At 44.2% G+C, this 21,528-nt stretch carries 23 protein-coding genes; 16 read left to right on the top strand and 7 right to left on the bottom strand.

Translation table 11 applies throughout. From position 1 onward, the window contains the following. Nucleotides 1–2: 2 nt before the first annotated feature. A complete protein-coding gene (locus tag A5867_RS06205; protein WP_086294838.1) occupies nt 3–980 on the bottom strand; it encodes a MetQ/NlpA family ABC transporter substrate-binding protein in 978 nt (325 codons plus the stop codon). Continuing rightward, entirely contained in the window at nt 977–1,729 is a 753-nt protein-coding gene (locus A5867_RS06210) for a polysaccharide deacetylase family protein (protein WP_170927505.1), read from the bottom strand. The genes A5867_RS06205 and A5867_RS06210 overlap by 4 nt, the downstream gene beginning before the upstream one ends. Nucleotides 1,730–1,825: 96 nt before the next feature. Between A5867_RS06210 and A5867_RS06215 the strand changes: the two genes are divergently transcribed. The 10 genes from A5867_RS06215 (at nt 1,826) to A5867_RS06260 (ending at nt 12,307) form a co-directional block, all read left to right on the top strand. Next, on the top strand, nt 1,826–2,545 hold the full coding sequence (locus tag A5867_RS06215) for an ATP-binding cassette domain-containing protein (protein ID WP_195960380.1): 720 nt from the start codon (nt 1,826–1,828) through the stop codon (nt 2,543–2,545). After that, the gene (locus tag A5867_RS06220) at nt 2,542–3,276 is read left to right on the top strand and encodes an ABC transporter permease (RefSeq protein ID WP_086294841.1); all 735 of its coding nucleotides are present in this window, start codon (nt 2,542–2,544) and stop codon (nt 3,274–3,276) included. Before A5867_RS06215 ends, A5867_RS06220 begins: the two co-directional genes overlap by 4 nt. 113 nt (nt 3,277–3,389) lie before the next feature. Continuing rightward, on the top strand, nt 3,390–3,623 hold the full coding sequence (locus tag A5867_RS06225; protein WP_010747746.1) for a DUF1858 domain-containing protein: 234 nt from the start codon (nt 3,390–3,392) through the stop codon (nt 3,621–3,623). Further along, entirely contained in the window at nt 3,620–4,933 is a 1,314-nt protein-coding gene (locus A5867_RS06230) for a DUF438 domain-containing protein (RefSeq protein WP_087627134.1), read from the top strand. The genes A5867_RS06225 and A5867_RS06230 overlap by 4 nt, the downstream gene beginning before the upstream one ends. 214 nt (nt 4,934–5,147) lie before the next feature. Further along, nucleotides 5,148–5,972, top strand: a complete 825-nt coding sequence (locus A5867_RS06235; RefSeq protein ID WP_205820711.1) for a PRD domain-containing protein — start codon at nt 5,148–5,150, stop codon at nt 5,970–5,972. A gap of 97 nt (nt 5,973–6,069) precedes the next feature. Continuing rightward, nucleotides 6,070–7,971, top strand: a complete 1,902-nt coding sequence (locus tag A5867_RS06240) for a beta-glucoside-specific PTS transporter subunit IIABC (protein WP_015509281.1) — start codon at nt 6,070–6,072, stop codon at nt 7,969–7,971. A 47-nt stretch (nt 7,972–8,018) separates the two neighbouring features. Continuing rightward, a complete protein-coding gene (locus tag A5867_RS06245; RefSeq protein WP_087627136.1) occupies nt 8,019–9,524 on the top strand; it encodes a sulfatase-like hydrolase/transferase in 1,506 nt (501 codons plus the stop codon). Nucleotides 9,525–9,542: 18 nt separating this feature from the next. Then, on the top strand, nt 9,543–10,655 hold the full coding sequence (locus tag A5867_RS06250; protein ID WP_087627137.1) for an SPASM domain-containing protein: 1,113 nt from the start codon (nt 9,543–9,545) through the stop codon (nt 10,653–10,655). Further along, complete coding sequence (locus A5867_RS06255) at nt 10,652–11,428, top strand: sulfite exporter TauE/SafE family protein (RefSeq protein ID WP_074534991.1); 777 nt, start codon at nt 10,652–10,654, stop codon at nt 11,426–11,428. The genes A5867_RS06250 and A5867_RS06255 overlap by 4 nt, the downstream gene beginning before the upstream one ends. 15 nt (nt 11,429–11,443) lie before the next feature. Next, on the top strand, nt 11,444–12,307 hold the full coding sequence (locus tag A5867_RS06260; RefSeq protein WP_087627138.1) for a formylglycine-generating enzyme family protein: 864 nt from the start codon (nt 11,444–11,446) through the stop codon (nt 12,305–12,307). 51 nt (nt 12,308–12,358) lie between these two features. Here the strand turns inward: A5867_RS06260 and A5867_RS06265 are convergent, their stop codons facing one another. The 4 genes from A5867_RS06265 to A5867_RS06280 form a co-directional block, all read right to left on the bottom strand. After that, nucleotides 12,359–13,201 (bottom strand): hypothetical protein, encoded by an 843-nt coding sequence (locus A5867_RS06265; protein ID WP_087627139.1) that lies wholly within the window; start codon nt 13,199–13,201, stop codon nt 12,359–12,361. A 179-nt stretch (nt 13,202–13,380) separates the two neighbouring features. After that, nucleotides 13,381–13,596 (bottom strand): DUF378 domain-containing protein, encoded by a 216-nt coding sequence (locus tag A5867_RS06270; protein ID WP_170927506.1) that lies wholly within the window; start codon nt 13,594–13,596, stop codon nt 13,381–13,383. A 28-nt stretch (nt 13,597–13,624) separates the two neighbouring features. Beyond that, the gene (locus A5867_RS06275) at nt 13,625–13,969 is read right to left on the bottom strand and encodes a YrhK family protein (RefSeq protein ID WP_086297251.1); all 345 of its coding nucleotides are present in this window, start codon (nt 13,967–13,969) and stop codon (nt 13,625–13,627) included. A gap of 19 nt (nt 13,970–13,988) precedes the next feature. Further along, entirely contained in the window at nt 13,989–15,122 is a 1,134-nt protein-coding gene (locus A5867_RS06280; protein ID WP_074534994.1) for an alcohol dehydrogenase catalytic domain-containing protein, read from the bottom strand. A 286-nt stretch (nt 15,123–15,408) separates the two neighbouring features. On the opposite strand from A5867_RS06280, the gene A5867_RS06285 reads away from it, so the two are divergent. Then, nucleotides 15,409–15,693 carry a hypothetical protein gene (locus A5867_RS06285; RefSeq protein ID WP_026008050.1) on the top strand — a complete coding sequence of 95 codons (285 nt, stop codon included), beginning with the start codon at nt 15,409–15,411 and terminating at the stop codon, nt 15,691–15,693. Between the two features lie 55 nt (nt 15,694–15,748). Here A5867_RS06285 and A5867_RS06290 read toward each other — a convergent pair whose 3' ends face one another. Next, nucleotides 15,749–16,267, bottom strand: a complete 519-nt coding sequence (locus A5867_RS06290; protein WP_087627140.1) for an isochorismatase family cysteine hydrolase — start codon at nt 16,265–16,267, stop codon at nt 15,749–15,751. Nucleotides 16,268–16,509: 242 nt separating this feature from the next. Between A5867_RS06290 and A5867_RS06295 the strand changes: the two genes are divergently transcribed. From A5867_RS06295 to A5867_RS06315, 5 genes are all read left to right on the top strand, one after another. Then, the gene (locus tag A5867_RS06295; RefSeq protein WP_087627141.1) at nt 16,510–17,826 is read left to right on the top strand and encodes an ABC transporter substrate-binding protein; all 1,317 of its coding nucleotides are present in this window, start codon (nt 16,510–16,512) and stop codon (nt 17,824–17,826) included. 132 nt (nt 17,827–17,958) lie between these two features. Next, nucleotides 17,959–18,870, top strand: coding sequence for a sugar ABC transporter permease (locus tag A5867_RS06300; RefSeq protein ID WP_005234717.1), 912 nt, complete (start codon nt 17,959–17,961; stop codon nt 18,868–18,870). Next, the gene (locus A5867_RS06305; protein ID WP_087627142.1) at nt 18,870–19,730 is read left to right on the top strand and encodes a carbohydrate ABC transporter permease; all 861 of its coding nucleotides are present in this window, start codon (nt 18,870–18,872) and stop codon (nt 19,728–19,730) included. Before A5867_RS06300 ends, A5867_RS06305 begins: the two co-directional genes overlap by 1 nt. Continuing rightward, nucleotides 19,727–20,329, top strand: a complete 603-nt coding sequence (locus A5867_RS06310; protein WP_087627143.1) for a hypothetical protein — start codon at nt 19,727–19,729, stop codon at nt 20,327–20,329. The genes A5867_RS06305 and A5867_RS06310 overlap by 4 nt, the downstream gene beginning before the upstream one ends. Nucleotides 20,330–20,470: 141 nt before the next feature. Next, on the top strand, nt 20,471–21,505 hold the full coding sequence (locus tag A5867_RS06315; protein WP_016621049.1) for a LacI family DNA-binding transcriptional regulator: 1,035 nt from the start codon (nt 20,471–20,473) through the stop codon (nt 21,503–21,505). Nucleotides 21,506–21,528 lie beyond the last annotated feature (23 nt).

A 21,528-nucleotide genomic window follows, 5' to 3' on the forward strand; every position in this document is an offset into this window, starting at 1 on the left:
TCTTATTCGTCAGCGGGTAAAAAATCGAAATTGGTCAACTCGTTGTAAGAATACGCTTGGTCGATTTGATCCTTGTCTTTCGTCCAAGCAATGATTGCGTCGAATTGCTCTTGCGGCACTGCCTGGGCATACGGATAGTCTTCCTGGCTGTCTAAGTAAGTACTCATAGCATCGGGAAATTGATAGTCTGCCAAGATGTCGGCATAGTCTTTTGCTGAATGAGCATTCATGTAATCGATGGCTTCGTTGTAAGCACTGTAGAATGCTTTTAGGTCTTGCGGGCGATTTTGGATAACTTCGTCCATAAATTGTAGTGTGCCGCCTTTGATGCCAGCATCTTTAGAGCTGCCTAAAACAATCGCCCCTTGGGCAGCCAACATGCTGGCTTGCGGTTCCGTATAAACAGCGCCATCGACTTGGTCATTGAGCAATGCTTCGGAACGGGCAGAAAAAGAAGCGATATCCACGATGTCATAGGTAAAATCATTTTCCTGTGCAAATTGGTCCATGATGTATTCTAAAATGAAATTCGGTACAAGGGTGATTTTTTTATCCGCTAACCCTTTCATCTCAGTGATCCCTGAATTCGGTGAAGCGAGAATCTTGAAGTTTTCCAAAATATCAGAAGTGATCGTCATATCAATGCCGTTTTGCTTAAAGGTCGCTTCTGTCATGACATCGCTGATCGTACCATCCAGCTCGCCTGCCTGCACCGCCACATTGCGGTCATTCGGGGAAGTGAAGGATTTGAGTTCCACAGTCAATCCTTGCTTTTCGAAAAAGCCTTCTTCTTTTGCTAGAATGATCGGAATCGCTGATTCTGCTGGTAACACCCCGATCGTCAATGTTTGATCTGTGACCGCAGCTTCTGTACTGCTAGTGCTGGAATTGCTGGTACTTGCTGTTTCGCCAGTGTTACCGCATGCGGCAGCGCCAACAGCGAATAGTGCTAGGATACTTGCTAAAATCGTTTTTTTCATTGGTTCATTTCCTCGTTTCTAAATCGTTGTTCAAAAGCAGCCATTGGTAGTGAGAACGGGATGACTGCCCGATGGAGTTCCATTGGCTTGGTTTGTGCCGTGTTGATACCTGGTTTGGTGGTAAATGCTAGAACGAAGCCTTCCTTTTCCAAGGTAGTGATCGTCTGCGGATCATAAAAGCCAAAGGGATAGGCAAAAACATCCTTGATGGCCACGTGCTGATTGCAGCTTCGTAAGTCTTGCGCAAAGGCTGCTGGTGTTTCCCACATTGAACGCCCTTGCTGGTCCTTGCGTTCGTGAAAATGATCGGTATGGTTGGCATATTCGAAGACATCGCTCATTTCGGCTAATTCGGCGCTGCTCAATGTCCGCGAAACTTCTGGCTCGTAAGGCTGAGGGGCATCAAAAAGCCAGCCAGTCACGACAAAGGCTGTTGCCTTGAAACCAGCTTCTTTCAACAGTGGGTAGGCATATTCTTTCATCGATTGATAGCAGTCGTCAAAGGTCAGCAACACGGATTTTTCTGGTAGCGGCTGCTGCTGGAAATAAAAATCTTTGACTTCTACAAGGGTCAACGTATGGTAATTTTCTGCTTTCAAAAAGTCAATTTGTTGTTTAAAATGAGAAGTGCTATTGAATAAGGGCAGAGGCAAGGCATCTTGATAACCGTCTGCAACTTTGATCGGGCGAACCTGATCATAAAGTTCTGCTTCGGGACGTATTTCATGAAATACGAGGGTCTGAAACATCATAAACCATCCTTTCTTGTCAATCACGCAAAAAATAGTATAGCACAAAATGTGAAAACCAACACAAATAATTTGAAGAAAGAAGTTTATTCTCTGATGAGTATTCTATTCGATTCCGTTTCCTTTACCTATGGAGATACCACCATTTTTAAAAACCTTTCGTTTTGTTTTGAACAAGGCGCGACTTATGTGCTGCTTGGAGAATCGGGGATTGGCAAAAGCACGCTTTTATCCTTGATCAAAGGGTTGCAGCGACCGCAATCGGGCACGATCACTTACCAAGGCTGTTCCCCTGACAACATCGAGGTCGTTTTCCAAGAACTGCATTTGTTTCCTTGGCAAACAGTCTACCAAGCACTGGAAATGCCGCTGCTCATCAACCAAACCCCTAGTGAGCGCCGTAAAAAACGGGTCGCCAGCTGTTTGGCTGAGTTGGGATTGACGCAGGTGCAGGACCGCTATCCGCATCAGCTTAGCGGCGGTCAAAAACAGCGGGCCGCCATGGGGCGGGGACTGATCACACAGCCCGATGTTTTATTATTGGATGAGCCGACTGCTTCACTGGACCAAGAAACCAAAGCAAACGCCCAAGCCATGATCGCTGCCCAACAGCAGCGCAGACAAAACAGCTTGATTGTGGTGACCCACGATCCAGAAGAGGCAGTGTTTTTGGGGCAGACAATTTTGCTGCTAAAAGATCAGGGTGTTACGCCGATCAGTAATCCTTTTTACGGCAGCCAGCAGGAACGAGACTCATTGGCATTTTATGAAGTCGTCTTGCAGTTGAAAGAACAAATGAGGGAGGCGAGGCAATGAAAACCATCAAATCTTTTGCTTGGGGCTTCTGTTCGTTTGTCGTGGTTTGGTGGGGTGTAAGCTGGGTGACCAACAATCGCTCACTGCCTAATCCTTTAGAAACGGCTGAACGTTTTTGGGCATTGCGAGAAGTCTTACTGATCCACGCAGGTGCCAGTTTGCTGCGGGTATTTGCGGCGTTGAGTGGGGCGTTGCTAGTCGGGGTGCCGTTAGGGATCTTGATTGGGCGATCCCAAAGAGTGGATCGGCTGCTTGGTCCACTGCTTTACTTTTTATATCCGATTCCTAAAGTTGCGTTTTTACCCGTCTTTATGATTTTCTTTGGCTTAGGCAATCTCTCAAAAATTCTCTTGATTTTTGCGGTGATCGTCATTCAAGTGATCGTCTCGATTCGTGATGCAGTCACGAAGATCCCACCAGCGTATTTTCAGGTCATGAAAAATTATACCAACCAATGGCGCCATGTCTTGCGCTTCGTTATTTTGCCCGCGCTCATGCCCGCGCTTTTTGCCAGTGTGCGGGTCAGTATCGGGATCGCGTTGGCTTCCCTCTTTTTTGCCGAAAATTATAACACGACGTATGGTGTCGGCTATCTGATCTTAAGTGCGTGGTCAAAAATGGACTACCCACAAATGCTTTCGGGTATCCTCCTGATTGCTTTGATGGGCTATCTGCTTTTTGCCAGTATCGATTGGTTGGAAAAAGTGGTGTGCCGTTACCGACAATCTTAGAAAAAAATGATCAATTGATGAATTTTTGCGGCAGTTCGTGTATTTTTGAACAAAATGATTTATACTAAGGATATCTTATTGAGAATCATTCTCACTGAAAGGAAGACCTTACTATGAAAGAAATCGATCTGTCAAAAACGCTCTATGAACTTGTGGCACAATATCCTGAAATACAAGAAATCATGAGTCAACTAGGGTTTACGGCGATCAATCAACCAGGGATGCTGCAAACTGCTGGACGTTATATGACGATACCCAAAGGTGCTCAGATGAAGAAGATCCCCTTGGAAATGGTTTGTCTCGCTTTCGAAAAACAAGGTTTTCTTGTGAAAGGAGCGACGAAATGAAAACCAACAGTCAAAGACAAGAACGGATCGTCGAAATACTGAGTTTGCTTCACCAAGGCGGTTCCTTTGAAGAAGCTAAACGCTTGTTTAACGAAGAATTTGATGGTGTGGATGTGACGGAGATCACTGCTGCTGAAAAAGCTTTGATCCAAACGGGGTTGGACCCTTCTGAGATTCAGCGTTTGTGCAATATTCATGCTGCTGTTTTCAAAGGTTCGATCAACGAGATCCATCACTCCAATGAAGAATATGGGCAACCAGGCCATCCTGTGCATACCCTGAAATTGGAGAACCAAGTCCTGCAATCCCTGTTGGCCGATGAGATCGACAGCCTCTTAGCCAAAATCAAAACCGGTGATTGGACGCCTAAAAAGCGTCTACAAGCTGCCTGCAATGATTTAATGCAGATCGACAAACACTATGCGCGAAAAGAAACGTTGATTTTTTCTTACATGGAGAAGTACGGCATCACTGCGCCGCCAAAAGTGATGTGGGGTGTTGATGATGATATTCGGGTTATGATCAAAGCGCTCAATGAGCTTTTGGCATCCGAAAAAGCTGCCTATAATCCAATCGCTGTCCAATGGGAAGCAGTCAAAAACGAGATTGAAGAGATGATTTTCAAAGAAGAAGAAATCATGGTGCCCATGACGCTGGATGTCTTCAGTCTTAAAGATTGGGAACAAATTGCGGCTGACAGCTTTGACATCGGCTTTGCCTTTATCCCAGAACCGCTTCCTTGGAAACCGAGCCAAGAAGCCCTTGAAAAGGAACAGGCGGCAGAACCCGCACGGCAAGCGGCGATCAAACAAGCCCAAGAAACAACCGCTGGCATCGCAGCCGGTTTAGGATTCAATGACTTTCAAGTCACAGAATCGGAAGATTCGCCGCAAATTGCTGAACAGCCGACCGTTTCATTGCCTACTGGTAATCTGCAATTTGAGCAATTGGTGGCCATTTTTCAAACGCTGCCAGTGGACTTGACCTTTGTAGATAGTGAAGAGCGGGTGCGCTTTTATTCAGAAGGCAAGAGTCGCGTCTTTCCACGAACGAATTCGGTTTTAGGTCGTGAAGTCGTCAACTGCCATCCACCGAAAAGCATGCATCTCGTGCAACAGATTTTGGATGATTTTCGAGCGGGTACAAGGGAGACAGCTGAATTTTGGATCGATATGCGGGGGCGTAAAATCTATATTCGCTACTTTGCATTAAAAAATGAAGCAGGCATCTATTTAGGTTGTCTAGAAGTCACGCAAGACATTACGGAGATCCAAAAAATCGAAGGGCAAAGCCGGTTGTTGGATCAGTGAGCAGTTTGGAGAAAGGCTGATCCGTGTCTATTTGAAACGAAGCAAAAAAAGAAAAATCAATAAAACGCTTGCAACGTTTCTAGAAAAATAGTATAGTAAAGGCAATCAAATGGGTAGTTACTGATAATGCAGGCTATACCTTTTTACGTGTGTATGGATCCTACACATGTATTAAGGTATAGCCTTTTTTCATTTTAAGGAGGTGAGAAGCGTCTTGAAGATCAAAAAAATCTTAAACAACAATGCAGTTTTGGTCGGACAAGATGGCAAAGATTTTATCTGGATCGGTACCGGCCTTGGCTTCAAAATGAAACCAGGACAAACCGCCGATGAATCAAAAATTGAAAAAGTGTTTGTGCTTCATAAGAACAAAGTTTCCGAGCGGTTTTTAAGTTTATTGTCATCCATACCAACAAACTATGTGTCTTTAGCGGATGATATTATCTCACTTGCAAAAGCGGAAATAAAACAGGAGTTAAGCGAGACGCTGTATGTATCACTTACCGATCATCTGTATAACCTGTTCAAACTGCATGAACAAGGAATCACAGTTACGAACCGATTATCATGGGAAATAAAAAAGTTTTATCCGCAGGAATTTGAAGTTGGTAAAAAAGCATTGGAAATGATCGGACAAGAAACAGGGGTCGTCTTTGAGGAAGAAGAAGCAGGAAATATAGCAATGCATTTGATCAATGCACAAGTAACAGATGAGGTTGATCAGCCAAAAGATGTCCAATCGATTGCAAAAAAGATTCGCGATATTATTTCACTTATACGATTTTCAAACAAGATACAAATTGATGAAAACTCTTTGGCATTCGATCGATTTATCACCCATTTGCGCTTTTTTTTCCAACGATTGAAGGCTCGACCAGATGTGGTAAAAGCAAACCCACTATTGGGACACGTGAGTGGACAGTATGCAGACGCTTATAAGACGATGCTTTTGATTGAAAAGTATTTAGATGTTCCCTTGAACGATGATGAAAAGCTGTACTTAACATTACACATTCAAAAGTTAATAGAGAACGAATAAAGGTTGTTACTGATAATGCAGGCAAGACTGATAATTATTCCATCAAGGAATAGTTATTTGTCTTGCTTTTTATTTTTACATTGAAAGGATGAGAACGATGGCATATCAAGAATTGGTCGATGAAATTTTAAAAGGAGTCGGCGGAAAAGAAAATATCAATGGGGTGACCCACTGCATCACAAGACTGCGTTTTGATTTAAAACATGAGGAGCAAGCAGACACCGAAACACTGAAAAAGACGAAAGGGATCGTGACAGTCGTTCAAAGCGGCGGTCAATACCAAGTCGTGATCGGCAATCATGTGCCAGAGGTGTACCAAGAATTTGTTCAACATGCAGGATTGGCAGGAAATGATGCGGCACCTTCGGGAGAGAAGAAGGGACCGCTGGATGCTTTTATCGATGTGATCTCCAGTATCTTTACACCTGTATTGGGTCTTCTAGCTGCCACAGGAATGATCAAAGGATTAAATGCGCTATTTGTTTCTTTGGGATGGATTGAGAATACGTCAGGAACCTATGCGATTTTGCAAGCAGCAGGCGATTGTTTCTTCTACTTCTTTCCAATCTTTTTAGGATATACCGCAGCGAAAAAATTTGGTTTAAAGCAATTTGTCGGTATGGCGATCGGTGCTGCCCTTGTTTATCCAGCCTTGTCTGGCTTGACGGCAAATGCCGAACCGTTGTATACCTTGTTTGCAGGAACTGTTTTTGAATCGCCTGTTTATGTCACTTTTTTAGGAATACCAGTCATTCTAATGAGTTATAGTTCCAGCGTTATTCCAATCGTCATTGCTACCTATTTTGGTGCCAAATTAGAAAAAGGCATTACAAAAATCATTCCTAGTATTGTACGGAGTTTCTTAGTTCCTTTTCTAACCGTCTTGATCATGGTTCCGCTGACTTTCATTGTCATTGGTCCGATCGCGACGTGGATCGGCAATTTGTTGGGTGCGGCTGTGTTGGCGATCTATAACTTCAGCCCAATTATTGCAGGGATTGCAGTTGGTGCTGTTTGGCAAGTGTTGGTCATGTTTGGTCTTCATTGGGGAATCATTCCGATCGCAATCAACAATATTGGTGTTCTTGGTTACGACCCAGTGATGGTCTTAGGACAAGCGACTCCATTTGCGACCGCAGGAGCTGTGCTGGCAGTTATTATTAAGTCTAGAAATAATTCTATTCGGGCAATCGGGATTCCCGCATTTATTTCCAGTCTGTTTGGGGTATCGGAGCCATCCTTGTACGGCATCACGTTGCCTAGAAAAAAACCATTTATTGCGACCTTGATTTCAGCCTCGATCGGCGGATTGATCATGGGTGCCATGGGAACAAAATCTTTTATTATAGGTGGGATGGGTATCTTTAGTTTACCCAACTACATTGATCCGACAGAAGGCATCGGAAGCGGCTTTTATGGGTATGTATTAGCGATCACTGTAGCATTCGTCTTATCATTCATTTTAACGATTACCTTCTTGTATGATCCGCAAGAGGATCGGCAAGAAGCAACAGCTAGTGATAATGAAGCCTCACCTTTGATCCCATCAGAAAGAGCAGCGAAAGAAATCACTTTTTCGCTACCATTAACAGGCATCGTTTTGCCTTTGTCGGCAGTAGAAGATCAAGCATTTGCAAATGGACTATTAGGAAAAGGCTTAGCAGTTTCACCAGATGAAGGACTGGTTCGAGCACCTTTTGACGGAGTAGTTGAAACACTGTTTCCAACGAAGCATGCGATTGGCTTGAAGTCGGACGATGGCGTGGAAGTGTTGATTCACATCGGCATGGATACAGTGAACTTAGATGGTCGTTTTTTCGAAACAAAAGTCAAGCAAGGGGATCAGGTCAAGCAAGGAGAGGTATTGCTTACATTTGATAAAGAAGAAATTGAAGAGGCGGGATACTCGTTAGTGACGCCGATCGTCGTTACGAATACTTCCGCATACTTAGATGTGATCGCTGATGATAATCGAGGGGCGATAACGATCGTCAAGTAGTCGCAATGACCAAGAAAAGGAAAGAAAAGAAAGAAGGAAAGAATGCTATGCGAGCAATTATGCTGATGTTTGATACTCTGGCTAGAGATTTTTTATCAAACTACGGAAACGATTGGATCAACACGCCAAACTTTGAACGGCTAAGAGAAAAAACGGTTACGTTTGACAACTTTTATGGTGGCAGCATGCCTTGTATGCCAGCAAGAAGAGAACTTCATACAGGTCGTTACAATTTTATGCATCGTTCGTGGGGTCAATTAGAACCGTTTGATTCGTCAATTTTTGATACGCTGCAGCAAAATGGTGTCTATTGTCATTTGGTAACCGACCATTCCCATTACTTTGAAGATGGCGGTGCCACTTATCATAACCGTTATTCCACATGGGAAGGATTTAGAGGACAAGAAGGTGACCGATGGGTTCCAAGAAAACAGGCAGAGAATCATCCACCGCTGAATCCGTTAAATAAAAGTGGTATTTCTGTGGAACAGCATTTTGCGAATCGAACACGGCAAGCAGTAGAAGAAGACCTGTCCACGGTTCAAACGATCCAAGCCGGCTTGGATTTTTTGGAACAGTACAAAAATGAAGATCAATGGTTTTTGCAACTCGAATGTTTTGACCCCCATGAACCATTTTATGTGCCAGAAACCTATCGCAAATTGTACCAGGAGACACCAAATGAATCACCTTACTTTTGGCCAAAATATGGTCGTGTAACAGAAGATGTTGGCGAGCAGGATTTGATTGAGCTGCAAAAAGAATACGCAGCGTTGATCAGTATGTGTGACCATCACTTAGGACGAGTGCTGGACTTTATAGAAAAAAATAATATGTGGGAGGATACCTTGATCATTGTGAATACCGACCATGGCTTTTTGTTAGGGGAACATGACTGGTTAGGAAAAAATGTCGCGCCGATGTATGAAGAAATCATCCATCTGCCCTTTTTCATCAGTTACCCACAGGCTGAATCGGGAACCCATACTCAAGTATTGAGTCAAACCATCGACATTCCAGCAACTTTATTGGATTATTTTGAAATTGAGAACACCTTAGATATGGATGGCAAATCTTTGCTGCCTGTGTTGAAAAAACAGCATTCCCAACCGCTCCATCAAGAAATTATTTTTGGTACAAACGGCGGTCATGTCAATATCTACGATGGTCGTTATGTGTATATGCGTGCATCGGTTCACCCTTCGAATGGACCAATCACCATGCAGACGCTTAGTTATGCTTCATTGCGTGGTTTTTTGAATAAAGAGGTCTTAGACAGCATGGTCTTGAAAGAGGGCAATCGATTTACAAATCATTTTCCTTACACAGAAGTTGAAGTTTCCACCTATATCGATTCTTATTCAGTAGGCCACTTGCTGTTTGATCTAAAGAATGATCCAAAGCAGTTAACACCGCTTCATGACCCACTGATTGAACAAGAAATGATTCAGAAATTGATTAAAGTAATGGATCAGATTGAAGCCCCTGAAAGCGAGTATCAGCGCTTAGGTTTAAGCAATAGTCAGAGGCAGACAATTGCACAAAAGAATTAAAAAAGCGAGGAACAACACATGAAACACATCTCCGTATTGATCAAGCCAGCATCCTCTCTTTGCAATCTGCGCTGCACCTATTGCTTTTATGCTAACGTCAGTTCCTTGCGCGAAGTGCGTTCCTTTGGCAAAATGAAAGAGGATGTAATGGAAAAGATGATTGCAAACATTTATGCAGACTTAGAAGCTGGCGATCATTTGACGTTGGCATTTCAAGGCGGAGAGCCGACGATGGCGGGGCTGAGTTACTTTAGAAAACTAACGGCTTATGTTGCGGCGCAAAAAAAGCAAGTGACAGTACACTATGCGATCCAGACCAACGGCATGGTGATCAATGACAAGTGGTGTCGTTTTTTGAAAGAGCATCGCTTTTTAGTCGGGCTGTCGATCGATGGGCATCCGCTTGCGCACGATCGGCATCGATTAGACGCCAAAGGGCGGGGAACCTTTGCGCGGGTTTTACAGACCAAGCGGTTATTGGATGCCTATCAGATCGAGTACAATGTCTTGTGCGTGTTGACAAATCCGTTAGCAAAGGAAGCCCAGCGTGTGTTTGACTTTCTCAAGGAAGAGCAGATTACATTTGTGCAATTCATTCCTTGCTTGGCTGATTTGGATGCCACATCAACCAACGACTATGCCTTGACACCAAGAAGCTTTGCTGGCTTTTATCAGCAGCTGTTGGCGTTTTGGCTGCAGGAATTGAAGCAAGGGCGCTACCTAAGTATCAAGCTGTTCGATGATTTACTGAATCTATTGGTGCGGCAGCAAGTAACTGCCTGCGGGATTCTAGGCAATTGCCAAGTGCAGTATGTGATCGAAGCCGACGGCAGTGTCTATCCTTGTGACTTTTATGTATTAGATGAGTTTCGCATGGGCTATATCCAAGAGCAAACGTTACGGGAATTGTTTTCTCAAGACTGTTCACAGCAGTTTTTGTGCCAGAAAAAAGACATGCCTTCGAAGTGTACGCAATGTCCTTTCCAAAAAATGTGCCGAGGAGGCTGTAAACGAATGAAAGATGCAATGTACGTGGATAGTGAGGGTTTTTGCGGTTATCAGGAGCTGTTAAAAGACTTTACACCTAGAATCAATGAGATACTGGGGCTTTTGCAAGGGGTGAGACAATGATCGGACTGATTTATTTTCTCGTGATCGTCTTAGCAAATGCCGTAGGGGCAGTTTCGGGCATGGGGGGCGGCGTGCTGATCAAACCGATTTTCGATTTTATCGGCGCCCATTCTGTTGCTGCGATCTCTTTTTACTCGGCGACAGCGGTCTTCACGATGTCCATCGTTTCGACAGCTAGACAATTAGCCAGTGGACGGAAAATCAATTGGTCGATTGCCTTGTGGGTTTCTGGCGGCGCTGTGTTAGGCGGTGTTTTAGGCAATGTTGCCTTTGAACAGCTATTGCTTGTCTTTCGAGACGACAAGATGGTTCAGCTGATCCAAATCCTTGTGACCGTGCTGACACTATTGTTTGCTTTTTTGTATACAAAATATAACTGGCGCGGGTTTGCGTTGGAAAAAGTCGGCTGGTATGCAGCTTGTGGCTTGATTCTCGGCTTTCTAGCCAGTTTGCTGGGGATAGGCGGCGGACCCATCAATGTTTCTTTATTGATGCTGCTGTTTGCCATGCCGATCAAAGAGGCGACGATTTATTCAATTTGTACGATTTTTTTCTCACAGCTGGCGAAAATTTTGACGATCGCTTTTACGACAGGTTTTGGTGCGTATGATCTGCAAATTTTGTGGTTTGTTATTCCAGCCGCGATCGTGGGAGGACTGTTAGGCGCCAAGGCCAGCAACGTCCTGTCACCGCAGCGAGTGACACTGGTATTTCAAACTGTGATCGTGCTGGTGTTACTGATTAATCTGTACAATGGCTATCAATTATTGTAAAAAGGAGGCAAGCAGATGCCCACGATTCCAGCAGGAACTTATCGAATCGGCACGAATACGATGGACGGCTTTGCCGAGGATCTTGAGGGACCGCAAATCAGCCTCGACAGCCCAGCATTTGCCATTGATGCCACGACGGTGACGAACCAAGCTTTCCAAGTTTTTGTGGAAGCAACAGGATATGTCACAGAAGCCGAGCGCTTTGGCTGGTCGTTCGTTTTTCACTATTTTTTAAGTGAGCAAACGAAACACCGCAGTCAAAAGATACCGAATATGGCTTGGTGGTACGCAGTTAGTGGCGCAGATTGGCGTCATCCTGAAGGACCTGATTCAACGATTGCCCAGCGGATGGATCACCCAGTGGTTCAGGTGTCTCGCAACGATGCGATCGCCTATTGCCAATGGGCAAAAAAACGCCTCCCGACAGAAGCAGAGTGGGAGATCGCTGCAAAAGGCGGGACAAGTTTTGAAAAATATCCTTGGGGAAGGGAATTTTTGGCAGAAAATACCTATCATTGCAATATTTGGCAAGGAGAGTTTCCAAAAAGCAACACGCGAGCAGACGGCTTTGCCAATACAGCGCCAGCGAAATGGTATGAGCCCAACGGCTTTGGTCTCTATCAAGTGATCGGCAACGTCTGGGAATGGTGCGTCAATCCTGCCCGCATCCCGCTGACACAGTTTCAACAACAGACGGGACAAACCTTTTGGGTAAGGAATCAAACACAAGATGATCAACTGTATGCGACTCGCGGCGGTTCGTTTTTGTGCCACGAATCCTATTGCAAACGATACCGAATTGCCGCTAGAAATGGTAATTCTGGGATGTCGGCAGCCTATAATTTAGGGTTTCGGTGTGTCAAAGACTTGGATCAGTAAACCGATAAAAGCAAAAGCGGCACCTATTCACGTGGATAGGTGCCGCTTGTTTTATTGCCATTCGGATTGATAATTTCCTTTGAGATCATAAACATAATTGATCTCGGTGCGATTACGAATCCCATTTAAACCAACGGTCCAAGTCCATTCACCTTGGAAGCCGTTTAAAATGACGATGCTGATGCCAGGGACATAGTGATCCAGCTGAGCTGCTCGTGCCTCAGAATCCTTGATGATCTTGGGGATGACGCCCCAATCGATGGCATCAAAGGCAATGGTATCTTCCATCGAAAGCTCGATCGTATCGTCGTCTTTTTTCCATTTGGTCAACAGATTTTCTGGGTAATACCAATACTCGTCTTGCAGGCCTGTGTTTGGATTGATCACTCGCGCAACTGCATAAATGCCGCTTTTCAGCGGGACATTGCGGATGTGAAAACTATAGCTGACCAGTTGCAGCTCTTTGTCCTTGAATGAAGATTGATTTGGCAGCGCCGCCATAATTTCTTTGGCACTGGTTTCTTCTCGAAAGAGTTGGCGGTCTACAGGTAAAAAGGTGGAAACTACGCCAATACAAAAGAGAATCGCTGGCAGCAAGAGCAATGAGAATAACCAGTAAAATGGCGATTTTTTGTGTTTTTTGAGGCCGATGATCAGACCGATCAAAAAGACCAGCAGGATCCCTGCTACCCAAAAGTAGGGGAACAAACGAATGATCTGATGCCTGGTTTCAACGACTTGGTATTCATTCAGACCAAACCAGTTTTCCGCGATGGTGAGGTTATTTAAAACAATGATTCCGCCAATAATACTTAGAATAAATAAGAAAATCAATAGCAAAAGTATCCAGCCGAGTATCCGACGTATCAGTGAGGGTCTAGTAGGTGGGGTCATGAGTCACGTCCTTTTTGTTTTTCGAAAATAGTAGGTTAAATACAAGAGTAGTACAACTGGTGTTTTTTTTCAATGATTGTAGACAAAAAAACTGCATCCACAGATGCGACCTCAAAAAGTTAGACCAAAAATCTAACTTTTTAGGGTCAGGACACCGCAGATGCAGGTTTTATTTTCAATTAGTCGAGGGTTTGTTGGCGGGCGATAGCTGGAAAGAATTTCAGGCTATACAATGCACTGATCCCAACTAGAATATAAATGACGCGGGCAATGATCGACGTGCTGCCGCCGGTGATCGCGGCGACAAGGTCAAAATCGAAGGCGCCGACTAGCAGCCAATTGATACCGCCGATGATCAATAAGGTCAGTGCGATCCCATCAAATGTTTTTAACATAGGAAACTCCTCTCTAGTTGTCGTCCCATCAACTTTCATCGTCGGTGATGGTGACATCTTTTTCTTTCTCGCCGTCTTGATTGCGCTCATTATAAATATAGACATGGCGAACGATTTTAATCAGCGGGCGAATGGTCAAAAAGACTCCGCCGATCAAATAGGCGATCGTTCCGTATATCGCAGGCAAACTAGTTAATGAAACGATACTCCCGAAAATATAAAACAAGCCCGTCAAAATATCATTCGTAAGTGAGATCAACATGTAGCGATTTTGAAAGTAGATGCGAAAGCGGCTTGCCTTGATGATCACATCTTCTTCTTTTCCCGGATCGAATTGATGTTCACTCCGTTTGATTTTTGGCATAGGTGCCATCACTGCTCCTTTATTTGTGCTAAGGTTTCAAGACAACTTTGATGTTCTTGTCTTCTTTTTTGTCAAAAATCTCATACGCTTTTGCAGCATCAGCTAAAGGCATCGTGTGGGTGATGATCTGTGACGGGTCAAACAAGCCGTCCGCAATCATATCATAAATTTTTGGCATCAAATGGATCACAGGTGCTTGCCCGTGTTTGACATCGATGTTGCGCATAAAGAATTCTTGCAATGGATAAGAAGAAGCTGGTGTCATGTAAACGCCAGTGATTTGGACGGTACCAAATTTTTTGACTGCTTTGGCGGCCATCTGGATCGGTGAGATCGTGCCACTTTGCAAGCTGACTAGGTTTTTGGCTTTTTCTTTGACGGGTTCTAAACCATCCATCCCAACACAGTCGATGATCACATCAGCGCCACCTTTGGTCAGCTCATACAGTTCATCAGCACTAGTAGCCAAATCATCCAATTGGAATGTTTCGACTTGATTGTAGCTGCTGGCTTTTTCTAAGCGATGAGCAACAGGATCCACGGCAATCACCCGCTTAGCGCCTGCCATCACGGCAAATTTTTGGGCAAACAACCCAACTGGGCCTGAGCCTAAGACGATCACGGTATCATCCTTTTTGACGCCAGCGTTTTGGACGCTCCAATACGCTGTAGGTAAGATGTCAGATAAAAACAATACTTTTTCATCAGGGATCGTTGATTCAGGTACGATAAACGAGGTGAAATCTGCGAAAGGTACGCGCAAGAATTCGGCTTGACCGCCCCAGTGGTTGCCGTTCATTTTTCCGAAACCGAATAAGCCACCATACAATGTATCTTCTGAAGAATTGTCGCATTGGCTTTCCATTTCATTTTGACAAAAGTGGCAATGGCCGCAACCGATATTGAAAGGGATGACGACGCGGTCGCCTTTTTTTAGTTTCTGTACTTGACTGCCAACTTCTTCGACAATACCCATTGGTTCGTGACCAACGACATAGCCTTCTTCCAAAACCGAGCCGCCATGGTGGTAAAGGTGGAGATCAGAGCCGCAGATTGCGGTTGCGGTGATTCGGATGATCGCATCCGTCGGTTCTAAAATCGTTGGATCTTCTACACGGCGAACGTCCATTTTTTGATTTCCTTGCCAAGTTACTGCTTGCATCATTTTTCCTCCTTGTTTGTTCAGATAAGTTCGGACAATCACTAATTTTTTCAACAACACGTTTTTACTTTTTAGTAACAGATAATTTAATTCTGCAAGGATTTTAACGATTTGACAACGAAAACGCTCAAAACGGTTGATTTGTTTTTTCTTCATCAATGGTTTAAAAAAAGAAAAACAGATGATTTGCTAAAAAAGTGAAAGCGTGACACTATTAAAGTGAAGCATGCATGCGTTACGAGTATCTAACGGAACCTGCATCAACCAGTGACAAGAAATGAGGGGGATGATCATGGATCTAACGATTCGAGGAAAAGCTTCCTGCACCAATTGCAATGAAAACTTTGATGGGAAGCTGGTCGTTCATTTACAAGAAGACAGCGAGGGGCAATTAACCATGGTACCACCGTTGGAAACGAATGAATTGGCAGAAGATGAAATCGCTATTCATTATGCTTACGGGGAAGTGAAGGAAGCCATCGAAGGAACCTTCGTATGTCCAAACTGTCAGACTGAAAATGAGGTTCGGATTGAAATTCCGACCGAGCTATTAGATGGCTCAATGAATTAAATGAATAATCAAATTGAAAAAGCTCTCTGTTCCTTGAACAGGGAGCTTTCGTTACCTATTGGTCATTGTTTTGTTTTGTGCCATCAATGATTTGGACATTGAAGTCTCGTAAGATGTCGAGTCCTTGTGACTCGTGGTTTTTACCAGCGACTAATGTTTTATTGATAGTAAAATCAGCGTCAGGAAAGGCGCTTTGGATCTCGATGGTATTGGAAAGGACACAGATGTTGGTTTCAACACCGGTGATTTCGATTTTCTTTTCTTCTTCAGGTTCAAATAGATTTTTCTTAATGTCGATCAAGACCTCAGGTGGAATACTGTAATAGTATTTCTTGACGACTTTTTCATTTTCGAGAGGCTTAAGTTCTGGGATCAGCTGCAGGGCATCGGCTTCTTCATCAGGCGTTCCTTTTACTTCGATTGGAATGTCGCGGGTGTGTAAAATGTACTCCCCATTCGCCCGCGCTTGTTCTAGACGCTTGGCGATTCGTTTGACGAGAGCGGCGCCATCTGGTACATGCGCTTCGTTCTCTTCATCGAGAATTTGGTTTTGCATATCGACAATGACTAGCATGTGGTTACTCCCTTTCTATAAACATCGTTTTTCAAATGGTCTGACGTGAGGTTGAAAAATAGGTGCTATTTCTATGATGCCCCACTTTTTTTATATTTTCAAAGAAAACGCTCTTCTTGTCGAGAAACGGTAAAAACGTTATTTTTTTATTCGAATAACGATGCTTTTTGTTTGCTGAAAAGAAGAAGTAGTGATAGCTTTTAAATAGTACATTAAAAATAAATGAAAGTAGGTTAGGTTAAATGAGAAAGTTATTTTATATGGGGACTTTGCTTTTTTCAGTTGGTGTACTGGCGTCAGGATGCGGCAACAGTGAAACCGCTGATTCCTCGGGGAATGAGTCAGCAGATGGCAAAACGACGTTGGACTTTTGGTCCTTCTGGGGGTCTGGTGCAAGACAAGAAGTAATTGAAGAAATTATTGATGATTTTAATGCGTCACAAGATAAAATCGAGGTCAAATACAGCTACCAGCCTTGGGGCGATATTTGGACAAAATCACTGTCGTCGATCACTGCTGGCAATCCGCCTGATGTTATTGTACAAGATATCAATTCTGTTGCTCAGCGGGCAGAAGCGCAGCAAGCAACGAATTTAAGTGAGTATATCGAAGAGGGCTTTTCTGATGAATTTTATCCGCAATTATGGGATACAGTGGAATACGAAGGGGATGCCTATGCCGTTCCTTTCAATACAGATACGCAAGTGATTTTCTACAATAAGACACTCTTTAAAGAGGCTGGTATCAGTGAAGAGCAACTGCCACAAACGTGGGAGGAGTTAGAAACAGTTGCTCGTAAATTAGATGTCAAAAACGGTGATGACTTTGAGCGGATCGGCTTTTACCCATTGTGGAATTTAGGCGCTGACGTGTGGGCGTTGAATGCCGACGATGGCGTCAGCTGGTTTGACAAGGATGAGAACGTCAAAATCGATACAGACAACAAAGTGGAAGCGTTGGAATGGATCTTAGACTGGCAAGAGTATTATGGTCAAGATACCATCAATCGCTTAGAAGCTGAATTTGGTTCAGGGGTTGCCGATCCATTCATTTCTGGATTAGTGGCGATGCGTGCGCAAAACATCAACTACTACTCAAGTTTGGCGGAAAATGCACCAGATGACTTTGAATTTGGGGTCATTCAAATTCCTGAAAAAGAAAGCGGCTCTGGTCACTGGTCATGGGGCGGCGGGTTCGTCCTAGAAGTGCCATACGGTGCCAAAGATCCTGAAGCGTCCTATGAGTTTATCAAATACTTGTCGACACCAGAAGTTCAAGAGAAATTTGGTGAGAAGAGCTTTGATATCATGGCGAATCGGACAGCCAACGAAAACTTGGTCAACAACGACAATCTAGATGAAAACGGCCAAATGATCTACCAAATGGCGGATGAAAACTTTGCCAATACGGTGATCACGCCTGTGCCATTGACAGCGCCTGACTTCAGCAGTCTTGTCAATGAACAGATCGACCAAATCATGCTAGGCAGCAAAACACCGGCTGAAGGGTTGGCAGATGCGCAAAAAGCGGTGGAAGATCTTGTTGAGCAAAACAAATAAACTTCAAAACGAGCGTTTTTAAAAAAGAAGGAAAGTCCAGTCGGTTAGCGGACTGGGCTTTGCTTTCTGCTTTGCGAAGCGGACATGTTTTCTTGAACAAACAATGAGTAAAAATAGAATGGAGTGGAAGGAATGCCAAAGAAGCGTTCAAAAAGTAAACGGCAAGAAGCTCTTTGGGGCTACTTCTTCGTAGCACCATTTTTGCTTGGGTTCGTGGTGTTTATGTTAGGGCCCATGCTGTTTTCCTTCGTAGGAAGCTTTACCGATTACAATCTGACTTCGAAAATGAATTTTATCGGCTTTAAGAACTTTACCCGCATGTTTACGCAAGATACCCTATTTTGGAAATCTCTCTATAACACGGCGTATTTTGTACTCTTCAATGTTCCCTTAACCACGTTGTTCAGTGTCTTTCTAGCCACTTTATTGAATCAAAAAATCCGCGGAATCAGTTTTTTCCGAACCACCTTTTACTTGCCAGCGATCCTTTCAGGGGTTGCCGTCTACGTCTTATGGATGCAATTATTATCTCCTTCCGCAGGATTGATCAATACCTTCTTGAGCTGGTTCAATATCAAAGGTCCAGCATGGCTGTTTGATCCCGAATGGACGAAACCAGCGTTGATTTTGATGAAGATTTGGAGTTCGGGGGGCGCGATGCTCTTGTATCTAGCTACCTTGCAAAATATTTCACCGACGCTGTACGAATCGGCTGAGATCGATGGGGCGGGAGTCTGGGCGAAATTCAAAAATATTACGATCCCTTTGATCACGCCAATCATCTTCTATGATGTGATTACTTCAACGATCGGTTCTTTTCAAATTTTCCAAGAAGCATACGTGATGACCAAAAATGGTACCGGCGGTCCTGCAAATTCGCTGCTCTTCTATAATTTGCATATGTGGAACAAAGCCTTCGTCGCCTTTGATATGGGCTATGCGATGGCCATGTCGATGATCTTGTTCTTGATCGTCTTAGTCTTGACCTTTATCAATCTCAAGCTGGCACCACGCTGGGTTCACTATACCGGAGGTGGCAGCTAATGGAAATGACGACAATAACACGAAGCAAATCAAGCCAACAGCGAGTCAAAAAAATCATCAGCTATGTGGTGATGTCGATCATCGGGATCGTGCTGCTGATTCCGTTGCTATGGATGGTCTTTACGTCATTGAAACCGATGGAGGAGATCGTGCGTTACCCGCCGACCTTTTTCCCAGAAGAAATCAATCTTGGCAATTATTTGGAGACCATCAACGCCTTTCCTTTTTGGCAGTATGCAAAAAACACCTTATTCATTACTGTCTTAGTAGTCTTCGGGAATGTCTTATCAAATTCCTTCATTGCCTACGGGTTTGCAAAATTGGCCTTTCCAGGAAAAAATCTGATCTTTGCCCTCGTCTTGTCTACCATGATGATTCCTGGCTTTGTGACGATGATCCCGCAATATGTCTTGTTTTCCAAAATCGGCTGGGTCGGCACCTATCTGCCGCTGATCGTTCCAGCGTTTTTCGGCAACGCCTTTAACATTTTCTTGATGCGGCAGTTTTACTTGTCTGTCAACAATGAATTGATCGAAGCCGCTAAGATCGATGGCGCCAATCATCTTTATATTTGGAGCCATCTAATGATCCCATTGACGAAACCCGCGCTGATCACGATTGCCATCAACTCCTTCAATGGGGCGTGGAATGATTTCTTAGGACCATTACTGTATATTCAAAACCAAGAAAAGTACACGCTGCAGATTGGCCTGCAAGTTTTCCAAAACCAATCAACGACCCAGTGGAACTACTTGATGGCAGGAGCAACGCTTGTGCTATTGCCGACGATCTTGCTGTTCTTCCTCGCTCAACGCTACTTTATTGAGGGAATGGATCTGACGGGAGGCTCCAAAGGATGAGAACAAAAGTTACCCCGCAACGCTTAAACCAAGCGCTGTTGACTGGCATCAACTGGCTTCCGCATTTACTGGTTTTACAAGGCATGTGGCTGTTGTATTCCTTGCCTTTGATCACGAGTACCACCGCTAGTCGAGCATTGATCGAGACGTTGACGGAACTGCGGAACGATGGCTTGGAGGCAAGCAGCAAAGCTCGTTTTCAGCAGGCATTTCATCAACAGTGGACAACAAGAAAAGGGCAAGACCGTTTGCTCAGTCTATTCTTCCTGCTGCTTTTGGCGGACAGCTTTATCTTTAGCCGTTTGCAGCACCCGCTGTTTCAGATCGCTAGTTACGCGTTAGCGTTCACCTTTGGCTTGTTTTGCTTGGTCTTACTTTATCAAACGAGGCTGCTTCACACCTATCCGCAGCAGCCCAGCTCATTGTTTTATAGTTTTTATCAGTTTACTCGTTCACCCAAACGAGTACTGGCGCATCTTTTAGCAACAGTGACGCTTGTCTTGACCTTTTTGCTGTTTGGTCCAGTCTACTTATTGGTCTTAGGAATCAGCACCTTGTATTTAGTCAATGTCGTGCTCTGTGACCAAGCGCTCAAATAGAAAACAAATGGGTATCCCGAAACTTCCTTAGTGAAAAGCTAAGGAGTTTCGGTTTTTTTGTGAAAAGAAGGTTGACAGAGCCAAAAATTATGCCTATGCTGAATGTAAATTTAGTAAACAGTAAACAGATGAGGTGCAGCTATGGCAAGTATGAGAGATATCGCGAAATTAGCCGGGGTGTCGGTAGCAAGCGTTTCTAGAATCCTTAACAATGATGAAACCTTCAGTATCAATGAACACACGCGTCAACGAGTCATTGAGATCGCCAACCAAATGAATTATTCAAAAGAAAAAAATCAACCCCATTCCCGTGAAGTCGGCGACCAAAACACGATTGCCATCATTACCCGCCACGATCGAGAGTCGGAAAGAAACGATCCGTATTTTATGATGATCCGCAATGGGATCGAAAAAGAAGCGGCGAAGTGGCGCTTAAAAACGATTCGGGCCTTTTCCATGCGGGAGCCTCAAAAAGATTTGGCACAATTGGCGAAGTATGGCGCAGTCATTATTATTGGAGAGATGACCAGCGATGCTTTGGCAGAGATCAGTCAGCAAAATGCCAATATTATCCTGGTGGATAATTATAGTGAAGCACCCAGCTACGATTGCATCCAAACCGATTTTGCCCAAAAGACTCACCAGATCCTCACGTTGTTAAAAGAGAAGGGCCATGAGAATATTGCCTTTGTGGGCGGTGTTGCCAGCCGAGTGACGATTTCTGGCGAAGTCGTTTACGATGAACAAGAGATTCGAGCAGAAAATTATCGCCAATGGATGCTGCTCAATAAATTGGAAAAGTTCACAACCGTGCTGCAGGGGAAATGGTCACCAGAGACTGGTTTGCATTTTGGTCAGCAGATCGCGCAAATGAATCCTCGCCCCACAGCGATCGTCGTTGCCAGCGATCCTATGGCTGTCGGGGTTTACAAGGCACTCGCTGAAGCGGGGCTATCGATTCCTAAAGATGTGTCAGTCGTTAGTTTTGATGATATCGAAATGGCGCAATTTATGACGCCCGCACTGTCTTCCGTCAAGATGAAAGCTGAAGAGATGGGGCAGATGAGTGTCGAATTAGCGAAAAATAAAATCCTTGGGGTGCGGACGATGCCTGTTCGCGTCGTTTGTGGCAGTGAATTGATCATTAGAGAATCGATTGCCGAAAAAGATCAGTGACGTCTGATCTTTTTTTATTTTAG

The organism is Enterococcus sp. 6D12_DIV0197, assembly GCF_002174385.1.
Taxonomy (GTDB): domain Bacteria; phylum Bacillota; class Bacilli; order Lactobacillales; family Enterococcaceae; genus Enterococcus_D; species Enterococcus_D casseliflavus.